Source organism: Halobacteriovorax sp. (genome assembly GCF_041587335.1).
GTDB lineage: Bacteria > Bdellovibrionota > Bacteriovoracia > Bacteriovoracales > Bacteriovoracaceae > Halobacteriovorax.
In genome coordinates, this window is record NZ_JBFGYP010000002.1 from 67,345 (window position 1) to 75,638 (window position 8,294).

Sequence of the window (8,294 nt, forward strand, 5' to 3'; positions counted from 1 at the left end):
ATTTATTTACTTCTTAAGAAAATCTAATGCTTAAAATAGACGCGACGCTCAATATGATTTTCTGACTTATTAAGTCTTTTATGTCAAAATAATAGACTTAATTTGAGAGGTATTGTGAAGGCACTTGAAAGAAGATTAGGACTTATGTCTGTTGTAGCTATTAGTATTAGCGCCATGCTTGGAAGTGGAATATTTGTTTTACCAAGTTTGGCCATAGAACAGACTGGTCCATCAGTATGGCTAGCATATCTTTTAGCTTCACTATGTGTGCTTCCAGCGTCTATGTCAAAATCAGAACTTGCAACGGCAATGCCTACATCAGGCGGAACTTATGTGTACCTTGAAAGAACATTTGGACCTCTCGCCGGAACTGTAGCTGGCCTCGGTCTTTGGCTATCACTACTATTAAAAGCGGCCTTCGCTCTCGTAGGTTTTGGAGCTTATCTAACAATTTTAGCTGACGTACCACTTATTCCAACAGCGATAGTCTCTCTACTTTTCATAACAGTTTTAAACATTTTTGGAGTTGGTAAAGTAAGTAGTGCACTAATGGTTGTAGTGGCCATTGCAATTACATCATTATTAGCACTGAGTGGAATTAGTATTCCTGTTTTTGATAAAGAATTAATGACTCCGTTTATGACTGGCGGAGCATCAGGACTTATGTCATCTACAGCTTTAGTTTTTGTTTCATACGCAGGTGTAACTAAGGTTGCAGCAATTGCAGAAGAGATAAAGTCTCCTGAGAAAAACTTACCTCGAGGTATTCTACTATCTCTTGCACTTGTTACGATTATCTATTGTCTTACAACTTTCACACTTGTGGGAAGCGTTCCAACGACTGAGCTAATTGGAAATTATAAACCACTTTATACTATGGCCCAAACTGTAGGTGGAAATGGTTTTGCTATCTTTATTTCTATTATTGGTATCCTCACAATGATTTCTATGGCAAATGCAGGGATACTAGCATCTTCGAGATTTCCATTCGCTATGGGTAGAGACAGGCTTCTTCCAGGAGCAATTGGACAACTTCACAAAAAGTACCTTACTCCTGTTTGGAGCATTCTCCTTTCTGCAATCATTGTAGCAGCGACTATACTCTTTATGGATGTGACTAAGATTGCTAAATTAGCGTCTGGTTTCATGCTTTTAATTTATGTATTTGAAAATATTGCAGTAATCGTTCTTAGAGAGACTCGAGTTCAGTGGTATAAGCCTCAATTTAAAAGTCCAATGTATCCATTCCTACAAATTTTAGGAATCTTAAGTGGTGTCGGTCTTCTTTTTGGTATGGGCTTTATTATTGTTACAGCAATCCTTGTCATTTCTATCCCTGGAGTAGTTCTATTTCTTACTTACTCTAGAAAGAGAACCACTAGAAGAGGCGTTATTGGAATCAGAGGAAAAAGACCTGATTTAGTTGATGACAATTCTAGTCTTACAAATTTTTATGAGAGTATAGACCTAACAAAAGATGCAAAAGTAGTAGTATCTCTTTTTGGAAATGAAAGAAGTCCAGAAACATTGATACAAATGGCCGCAGCAATGAGTGAAGGAGAAAACTTAGAAGTTGCCCACTTCACTGAAGTACCAGAGCAAACAGAAGTTAAAGATTTAAATACTGAGACAGTCTACCTAAGGTCTTTGAGAAGAAGAATTATAGCGATGTCTGTCGAGCAAAATATCCCTATTACCTTTGACCCTATTGCCAGTCACGACCTTTCTCGAAGTGTTTTTGAGATAAGCCAGAGACTACATTGCCAATGGCTCTTTAAAGAATGGGGAGGAAAAAAGCGTGGTAACTTTACTGTACATAACCCAGTAGGATGGCTTAGAAATCACCTTCAATGTAATCTTGCAATCTTTAGAGACGCTGGTGTCCGCTATATTAGACGTGTCTTAGTTATCGTTAATAATAACTGTGACTACGAGCTAGTTGTTGATACTGCTGACCACTTTGCAACGATGAATAAGGCCGGTCTAAGCTTAGTTAAAGTTTTACCTAAGAATACTACAAATGAGGAGCTAGAAGCTGCAAATGTAAGGCTATCTCATCTCTGTGAAAATACTAAGGTCCACTCCAAATCAAGTATTATTGTTTCAAATGAACCAGTAGAAGATATTATTCAACTAACGGCAGAGTATGACTTATTTGTATTTGGCGCTTCAAATCACTCATGGTTCAAAGATATAATGGGGACTGATGATGATAAGCTGATCGCAGGTGCTTCTTGCTCTGTTATTTCAGTACAAAGTTCTCAACTTATTCATGAAGGAAACAACTAGCTTGTAGAGATTTCAGAGGTAAATGGTCTCCACTTACCTTGCCATACATTCAAAGAACCTTCTCTTAAAGTGGAAGTTTCTTTGTGTATATCTAATAAGCAGTATGTAAGATAAGTTGAATCTTGATGAAGACCAGCATCTATAGATGGAATTGGATTCCAAGTTCCAGTATTAAAGTAATATTTACCTTCTGGAAACCTTCTCCACTCTTGCAAGTGTGTATGTCCCATAATTACAGTATGCAAGGCAATATTTCTTTTTAAAATACTTTTCGCTTTCTTTTCGTATCTTGGATAAATTGTAATTTGCTTTAATATTTTTAAGGTAGTTTTAAAATTATGGTTGTCTTTAATATAAATATCAAAATTACTTTGAATTAAGTATTTGATAACTATAAAAGACATTTTTAAGAAAAACCCAAAATCATGGAATAAACACCACTTGATATACGAGCCCGTAGGTCTAACTTTATCAAGATATGGCCTCTCTTTCTTTAACTGTGGCAATACTGAGATACAGAATAAACTCCCCCACGGAAGGTTTACGATTCTCTTTCCATTGGGTCCTTTTGAGTAGTAGCGATCTCTAGGAACAGAATTAATCGCCTCAAAACGGTGTCCATGCTCAACGTGGACTCCATGAGTCTCTAGGAAGTGACAGTAATTAACTCTTCCATCAACTCGAGTGTCCAATCTCTTTTGAGGTAAATCAAAGTCCATAGAAGCATCATGATTTCCAATAACATAAGATAATTTCTTATTTGGAGCAGATAGGAAAAGTTTTAAAGCATCAAAGAATATAGGATGACCATCAATGATTTTCTTAAGAGCAAGGTCTGCTCTTTTCTCATCGATAATATGTGTAAAAACACCTTCGAAGTCTATTTGGATAAGATTTAAGATATCACCATTTAATACAAGGTGAACTTCTTGAGAATAGTATTTATCAGATGCGTAGAATTCACAAAATTCATAGAAGCGTTGATCTTCAAAGAAGTCTTCTAAAATATTTAGTTGACCGTTCTTTAGAAACTTCCCCTTACCAAGGTGTAGGTCACTTAAGGATAATATAAGCATTTAGTCATCCTCAGTAAACATTTCTCCAGCACAACAAACTTTTCCTCTACCAGATTGCTTCGCTTTATACATCATCTTGTCTGCGAAGCTAATTATTTCTGTTCTTGTCTTTGCATCTTCAGGATAAGTTGCAACTCCTACAGAGACAGATAATTTAAATGTATGAGATCCATTAATTCCTTTTTCTTCAGAAACGTGGAATTTTTCTTTTGAGATACCATTTAAAATTCTGACACCTACTTCTTTAGCATTCTTAACATCGCAAGTAGGAACAACTATAACAAACTCATCTCCACCATAACGATAAGCAAGGTCACTGCCACGAATCACTTTTTTCAAAATATTTGCAACATCTGAGAGGAGTTGAGTTCCGACTAAGTGTCCATGGCCATCGTTAACACTTTTGAAGTGATCGATATCAATAAATATGACAGAAAATACTTCGCCTGTTTTATCAAATTTAAGTATACAGTCATCAATATCTTTTAAGAATTTTCTTTGATTATATAGCCCAGTGACATCATCTATGTGAATAAGTGACTTTAGCTTTTCTGCTTCGCTAAACTTAATAAACTTTTTAGAAGAGTTGATTAAGTAAGCAACGAGGTAATCCAGTATTTTATCAGGAATCTTATCCTTTGATTTGAATCCAGCAAAGAACTCTTGCTCAAATGACTCTCCACATGAAATAACATAGAAGTTTTTGCTATCAACTTTTGAGATATTTTTCCAAGTCCCTTGAACACCATCTACTTCTTTAATGCTTTCTCTAAAAAGAGTTAACTCTTTATTTGTAAAAGGATCAATTAACTCTTTAGGTCTCCAGATCTGTCTACAAATTCTATTATTTGGATTCTCTTTGAACACACTAAAAATATTAATAGAAGATGTATTGAATTCATTTGTCCAAAAGTTATTTAATAACTCATACACCTGCTTGATTGAATCAAGCTGATCACACTCAAAGATAAAATCCAAAAGATTTTTGTAATGTTTATTTAAGCTTATATCATTCAATTCTTATCCAATTCAGTTGTATTATCTATATCTAAAACTTCTAAGTCATCCTCTATCAATTGGATTGAGCCTCTTAATGTTTTCATTATTTTTGCTAGACGCTCTTCAAGTTTAGACTTATCGTCTCTATGTTTTTGCTCTCTAATTGTCGTATTTTCCATATTAAACTCTAAAGAATCTATTTTTCTTTTAAGCTCTAATATTTTCATATCTCTAGTTTGTACTTGAGAATCAGAGTCCATAACAACTAATTCAAGTTTACTCTCAAGCTCTTTTTCTCTTTGCTTTACTTGATTAAAGTCAATGCGAACTTTTTGATTTAATCGATCAAACTCTTTATAAAGAGTTTTGTATTTCATCTCATAAACATCTTTCTTTTCATGACTTAAGTTCATTTGATACTTCATTTCACTTACTTCGTCATGACTACGTTTTTTAACAATTTCAAGCTCAATTTTAACTTCATCTAACTCGGCCTTTAGTCCTAAGTTATCCTGTGAAAGTAATTGTTTTTCACTTGTTAGAGTATTGATATTTTCCATAAGAGACTCTCTCTCTTCTCGTAGCTGTCTAATTGTCCCCTGCAAGCGTAGCAATTCATCTTCATCATAACTTCTTGTAAAATTATCTTCGTTTAAAGTCTTATCTTCAGTTGCTGAAAATGTTTCAGTTTCATCAATTTTAAAATCGTTTTGTACAGTTTCAGTGACTCCAAAATCTTGCTCTTCACTCTCAGGATCATTGAATGATATCTCATCAAGTTCTTCATCTAATTCATCGTCATTACTTGAGTTGAATAATGATGAAGTGATACTACTAGTATTTGCAACAACAGTTGGATTAGTATTGTCTCCAATACTTTCATCAATATCTCCAAATTCATCATCTGCAGTAGGAGCGAACCCTGAGGATGTCTTATAGTCAAACTCTTGCATTGAATTAGTTTCTTCTTCATCAACAGCTGTAGTAGAAAGGTCAAACTCACCAGTAGAATTTTCGTCAGAGTTATCAGGAGCTACGATTGAACTAATAGTCGATTCAATATCATTTGAAGTATCAGAGCCCATTTCAAAAGAAGGTTCAGAAACTTCATCATCAAAATCTATTCCAGCATCATCAGATGTCTCATCTAAATCTATCCCCTCATCACTTGAGGCCTCTATAGCATCAGTATCATATGTTTCATTAAGGTCTAATTCTTCATCTTCATCAAAAGAAAGTGAATCATCTTCTGTAAAGCTTTCAACTTCTTCATCTTCTCCACCTAATGCAAGTTCATCAGATTCATCATTATCAAAACTTAGACCGTCATCTTCTTGTACATTCTCAGGATTCTCTTCAACTGAGCTAAGGTCAAAGCCTTCGCTAGTAGCATCTAAAAATTCGAGATCTCCATCATTCAGAGTATCAGTAGCAGTTACAGTTTCTTCTTTACTTTCTTCGGTGCTTTCCTCTGTAGTCCCTAGCTTAAACTCGAGTCCAGCGGCATCATTATCAATAGCGATATCAACATCGTTAAGTTCGGAATCTTCTTTTCGAGACTCATCTTCAATCACATCCGTCGAAGTTTCATCAGGAATATTAAATTCCAATCCATTATCGTCGTCACTCTTTTTAGACATTTCAACCTCTTCTAATGGAGCTTCAACGTCGGCTCCTTTATCATTACCTGTATCTGTATCTGTATCTGTATTCTGATCAGAGCTACTACTAATAGGATCAAAACTTATTACATTACTTTCTTCTTCTACATTTTCAACATCACCAAAGTCTTCATGGTAGTCTTGAACTTCTTCTAAACTTTCTGTCTTCTCTTCTTCACGATCAAAGACAGCGTCAAACTTTCTTTGTATTTCATCGTTTACAACATTTTCAAAGTTAGTGTCTCTAGACTTATGAGAGTCAATAACATCTCTAACTTCAGAGGCTACCTGCATCGGTGTAGCATCAAAGTCAACACTATCCTCTTCTTGGTCTTCTTCCTCTTCTAGAGGTGTATTATCAAGCTGCTCCAGTAAGTCTTTTTTTACTCCAACGAAAGTTAAATCTACATTTAATTCAGCAGAATCTTTTGTCTCTGAATTATCTTCAGCTGTACTTAAGGCTATTTCAAAATCGTTTATTACGCCTGTTAAAATTTCTACGGAAAGAGGTTTTGTTAAGTAAGCATCGCAGGCAGAGGAAGTATCTTGGAAATCCATAACTTCCTTCAAGCTCAACTTCCCACTAATAAGAATAGTATTTATATTTTCAATAGCATTCAATTCAATTGCTAACCCTGCACAGTTAAGCTCAACACAGTCAAAGTCTAGGAATATTAAACTGTGCTCACTTGATGAAAACTCTCTCTCTACATCATCAAGAGTTGATACAAGTGTGCAATTATCCACATCTAAGGTAGAGAAAAACTTTTCTACTGTTTTATCTGTTGAGTAAAAAATTATCTTCATGCTAAGTGTTATATCCTCTTTTTAAACAATGATTTCATAATTATAATAACTTATCGGAGAAAAAAACTCCAACTAAAGGAAATCATGTCCCAGTTTAGTTGTAAAATAGGGTAAAATTAGATTAAAATAGTATAACTTACTAAATTTCAAAAAAACCAGTTGGTTATTAGGTGATATATGAGAAAAATAATCCTGAGCATCTCACTCCTTTTTATTAATTTTAGCATAACTGGAGCAGAGACCTACCTCCCCGCTCAACTACTAATGCTAGATGATACTTTTTCTCACCATGTAGTAATTGCTGAAAAATCAACTCATTCTCTTTACTTATTTAAAAATGAAAATGGAACACCTACTCTAGTAAGTAAGTATCCAATGGCCACAGGAAAAAAAGCTGGTGATAAATTCTATCAAGGTGATCACAGAACTCCAGAGGGAGTTTATTCTTTTACTGATTTCTTAACACATCAAGACCTACTCGATAGACATGGAAAACAAGGACAAATATACGGGGTGGGTGCTTTTGTTATGAACTACCCAAACCCTATCGATAAAAGAAACGGTAAAACTGGTGGAGGGATTTGGCTCCACTCAACAAATGACGAAACAAGAATAGATAAAGGATTAGACTCTAGAGGATGTGTAGTTGCAACAAACTCAAACCTCATTGACCTATCTAAATTTATTGAACTTAATAGAACTCCAATGGTGGTTGTTCAAAATTTAAGCTACCTTGAAAAAACAGCTTGGCTAACTCAAAGGACCAATCTCAACGACGCTCTAGGACAATGGCTCGAAGGGTGGCAAACTGAAAACAAAAAACTTTACTTTAATAGTTACCATAGAACAGAGTTCTTCGATAAGTTCAGAGGAAATTTTGATAACTTCAAAGTCTATAAGTCTGCAGTTTTTAACAATCCAGGAAACCCTAAAATTAGAATTGAAAATGTTTCAATCCTAAAAGCAAAAGACTATGCAGTAATCAGCTTCAAGCAAATTTACAATTCTAATACAGTTAATGACATAGGAAGAAAGTCACTCTACTTAAAGCAAGATGAATTTTACAATTGGAAGATCGTAAATGAAACTTGGACAAAAAGTGGTATAAAAAAAGAAGATGAAGAAAAAGTTGCATTCCAACCTTCTATGAGATTCTTCAAGAATAATGATCCTGCTTCAATTCTTGGAGCAGACTTTGTAAAAAGAGAAAGTAATTAATTATGTCACATAAACCTGCAAAAATGTCTTTCCTTATCTATGACGATAAAAAAGGACCAGTCTTTTTAAATACGAATAGGTTCGCCCTCAAGTTTACACTCTATGTATTGCCTATAATTACGATTATCTCAATCCTTGTAATTATTGGTGGAAGTGTTTACTTCAAGCAAATTAGAGAAATGGCTAGAAGAAAAGAGCCGGCAGTAATCAAAGAACTTAAAGCTACGAACTCTGAGCTTCAAGA

General features: G+C 34.7%; 6 protein-coding genes. 3 read left to right on the plus strand and 3 right to left on the minus strand.

The window, feature by feature from the left end; all coding sequences use genetic code 11:
- Positions 1 to 114: 114 nt before the first annotated feature.
- The gene (locus tag ABX784_RS00865) at positions 115 to 2,289 is read left to right on the plus strand and encodes an amino acid permease (RefSeq protein WP_372651472.1); all 2,175 of its coding nucleotides are present in this window, start codon (positions 115 to 117) and stop codon (positions 2,287 to 2,289) included.
- Here ABX784_RS00865 and ABX784_RS00870 read toward each other — a convergent pair.
- From ABX784_RS00870 to ABX784_RS00880, 3 genes are read right to left on the minus strand one after another with little or no spacing between them, the layout of a single operon-like run.
- On the minus strand, positions 2,286 to 3,365 hold the full coding sequence (locus ABX784_RS00870) for a hypothetical protein (protein ID WP_372651474.1): 1,080 nt from the start codon (positions 3,363 to 3,365) through the stop codon (positions 2,286 to 2,288). The genes ABX784_RS00865 and ABX784_RS00870 overlap by 4 nt on opposite strands.
- Positions 3,366 to 4,343 carry a GGDEF domain-containing protein gene (locus ABX784_RS00875; RefSeq protein ID WP_372651476.1) on the minus strand — a complete coding sequence of 326 codons (978 nt, stop codon included), beginning with the start codon at positions 4,341 to 4,343 and terminating at the stop codon, positions 3,366 to 3,368. It lies immediately after the preceding gene.
- A 35-nt stretch (positions 4,344 to 4,378) separates the two neighbouring features.
- Positions 4,379 to 6,832: a hypothetical protein gene (locus ABX784_RS00880; protein WP_372651478.1), complete on the minus strand. Its 2,454-nt coding sequence runs from the start codon at positions 6,830 to 6,832 to the stop codon at positions 4,379 to 4,381.
- Between the two features lie 177 nt (positions 6,833 to 7,009).
- Here ABX784_RS00880 and ABX784_RS00885 point away from each other — a divergent pair, with 177 nt between their 5' ends.
- Positions 7,010 to 8,050, plus strand: coding sequence for a murein L,D-transpeptidase family protein (locus tag ABX784_RS00885; RefSeq protein WP_372651480.1), 1,041 nt, complete (start codon positions 7,010 to 7,012; stop codon positions 8,048 to 8,050).
- A 2-nt stretch (positions 8,051 to 8,052) separates the two neighbouring features.
- Positions 8,053 to 8,294, plus strand: a 242-nt coding sequence (locus tag ABX784_RS00890) for a hypothetical protein (RefSeq protein ID WP_372651482.1), incomplete at its 3' end; no start/stop codon positions are given.

Coding starts and splice junctions, on each gene's coding strand:
- ABX784_RS00880 (WP_372651478.1), bottom strand. CDS start 6,832: ATGAAGATAATTTTTTACTCAACAGATAAAACAGTAGAAAAGTTTTTC.
- ABX784_RS00885 (WP_372651480.1), top strand. CDS start 7,010: ATGAGAAAAATAATCCTGAGCATCTCACTCCTTTTTATTAATTTTAGC.
- ABX784_RS00870 (WP_372651474.1), bottom strand. CDS start 3,365: ATGCTTATATTATCCTTAAGTGACCTACACCTTGGTAAGGGGAAGTTT.